This is a genomic window from Bradyrhizobium sp., assembly GCF_049581145.1.
Lineage (GTDB): Bacteria > Pseudomonadota > Alphaproteobacteria > Rhizobiales > Xanthobacteraceae > Bradyrhizobium.
Window position 1 is genome coordinate 1 of sequence record NZ_JBAURI010001309.1, and the last position, 2,546, is coordinate 2,546.

Below are 2,546 nucleotides of genomic sequence, written 5' to 3' on the forward strand. Positions count from 1 at the left end.
ACCGTCATTGCGAGGAGCGCAGCGACGAAGCAATCCATTCTTTCTTTGCCCCGGCCCGATGGATTGCTTGCGCCTTCGGCGGACAAGTCGCTTCGCTTGCAATGACGGTCATCCCTTGTTGCTCACGCCGGCGCGCCGGACTTGACCAACTTGTAGATCACCGAATCCATCAGCGCCTGGAACGAGGCGTCGATGATGTTGGGCGACACGCCGACCGTGGTCCAGCTCTCGCCGAGTTCGTCCTCGCTCTCGATCAGCACCCGCGTCACCGCTTCCGTGCCGCCATTGAGGATGCGGACGCGGTAGTCGATCAGCTTCAGCCCGTCGATATATTTCTGGTATTTGCCGAGGTCCTTGCGCAGCGCGACGTCGAGCGCGTTGACCGGACCGTTGCCTTCCGCGGCCGAAATCAGGTGCTCGCCGGCGACGTCGACCTTGACCACCGCCATCGCCATCGTGACGCGCTGGCCGTTGGCATTGTAGCGCTGCTCGACATTGACGTCGAACTGCTCGACCCGAAAATATTCCGGCACCTTTCCAAGCGTGCGCCGCGCCAGCAGGTCGAACGAGGCATTGGCGGATTCGTAGGCGAAACCCGCCGCCTCGCGTTCCTTCAATTCCTCGACCAGACGGGCGAGTTTCGGGTCCTTCTTGTCATAGGGAATGCCGGCGCGATCGAGCTCGGCGATCACGTTGGAACGGCCGGCCTGGTCGGACACCAGCACCTTGCGACGATTGCCGACCGTCTCGGGCGCCACATGCTCGTAGGTCTGGGGGTCTTTCAGCACGGCGGAGGCGTGTATCCCGGTCTTGGTGACGAAGGCGCTTTCGCCGACATAGGCCGCGTGACGGTTCGGCGCGCGATTGAGCACGTCATCCAGCGCGCGCGAGACCGTCATCAGGCTGGCGAGCTTTGCGTCGGACACACCGACCTCGAAGGCGTCGGCGAATTCGCGCTTCAGCTTCAAGGTCGGGATCAGCGAGCAGAGATTGGCGTTGCCGCAACGTTCGCCGAGCCCATTCAGCGTGCCCTGAATCTGCCGCGCGCCGGCACGCACCGCGGCCAGCGAATTGGCCACCGCCTGCTCGGTGTCGTTATGGGCATGGATGCCGACGTGGTCGCCGGGCACGTGCTTGACGACGTCTTCGACGATGGCCTCGATCTCGTGCGGCATGGTGCCGCCATTGGTGTCGCACAGCACCACCCAGCGCGCGCCGGCCTCGTAGGCCGTCTTCGCACAGGCCAGCGCGAATTCGCGGTCTTCCTTGTAGCCGTCGAAGAAATGCTCGCAGTCGAGCATGACCTCGCGGCCGGCCGTCTTCGCAGCCTGGACGCTGTCACGGATCGAGGCGAGGTTTTCCTCGTTGGTGGTCTCGAGCGCCACCCGCACCTGGTAGGCCGAGGATTTTGCCACAAAGCAGATCGCGTCCGCCTTGGCGTCCAGGAGTGCGGCGAGCCCCGGATCGTTGGAGGCCGAGCGGCCGGGCCGCCGCGTCATGCCAAAGGCGGTGAAGCGGGCGTGATCGAGTTTGGGTTTCTCGGCGAAGAACTCGGTGTCGGTCGGATTGGCGCCGGGATAGCCGCCTTCGACATAGTCGATGCCGAGATCGTCGAGCATGGCGGCGATGATCCGCTTGTCATGCAGGGTGAAATCGACGCCGTTGGTCTGCGCGCCGTCGCGCAGCGTGGTGTCGAACAGATAGAGGCGTTCCTTGCTCATGCCTGCGCTCCACCGGTTGCAAGCGTCTTCTGCATCGTGGTGTTGGCAAGCCACTCGCCGTTGACGGTGACGGTGTTGCGCTGGCGCGCGACATAGCCGCGCTTCTTGAAGAACTCTTCCGCGTTGTCGCTGGCATCGACGGTCAGGCTCTTGACGCCGCGGCCGGCGGCGAGCTTCTCCAGCGCATCGCACAGCATCGACCCCACCCCCTGGCCAACGACGCCGGGATGGACGTAGAGCATGTCGATGTGATCCTTGCCCCTCAACGCGGCAAAGCCGACCGGCGAGTTCTGCAGCGTGGCGACCAGCGTGAGTTCGGAGGCCAGCCGCTGGCCGAACGCCTGCTCGTCGGCGGCGGCCGCGGCCCAGCCTTCCTGCTGCGCTTCGCTATAGTCGTCGCCGGTCAATTCCTCGATCGCCGCGGTGAAGATCGCCGCCAGCACAGGCTTGTCATCAGCGAGGTACGGCCGCAGCGCGGGTTTCGGCAAGGTCTGTCCCATCGCATTCACCACAGCCCGTAATATTTCAGCACCAGCGCCACCGCGCCGGCAATCAGCAGGAGCTTCAGCGCGATATAATAGAGCCAATGGCGCGGAAACGGCGTATCGGGCTTGCTCATCGCGCGACCTCCCAGGTGGTGCCATCCTTGGAATCCTTGATCGCAATGCCCATCGCGGCAAGCTCATCGCGGATGCGATCGGATTCCTTGAAGTCTTTTCGCGCACGGGCGGCGGTGCGAGATTCAATAAGTGCCCTCACCCTGGGTTCGTCGATTCCGCCTCGCTGCGATTTTAGCGTCTGCTGGTAATCGACGTTCCCTGGATC

3 protein-coding genes are annotated in these 2,546 nt (G+C 63.9%); all 3 read right to left on the reverse strand.

Features of this window, described 5'->3' with window-relative positions; translation table 11 throughout:
- Positions 1-122: 122 nt before the first annotated feature.
- Entirely contained in the window at positions 123-1,721 is a 1,599-nt protein-coding gene (gene cimA / locus WCB02_RS41790) for a citramalate synthase (RefSeq protein ID WP_423968837.1), read from the reverse strand.
- Positions 1,718-2,221: a GNAT family N-acetyltransferase gene (locus tag WCB02_RS41795; protein WP_423968840.1), complete on the reverse strand. Its 504-nt coding sequence runs from the start codon at positions 2,219-2,221 to the stop codon at positions 1,718-1,720. The genes cimA and WCB02_RS41795 overlap by 4 nt, the downstream gene beginning before the upstream one ends.
- A 115-nt stretch (positions 2,222-2,336) precedes the next feature.
- On the reverse strand, positions 2,337-2,546 hold a 210-nt coding region (locus tag WCB02_RS41800; protein WP_423968842.1), incomplete at its 5' end, for a CysS/YqeB C-terminal domain-containing protein.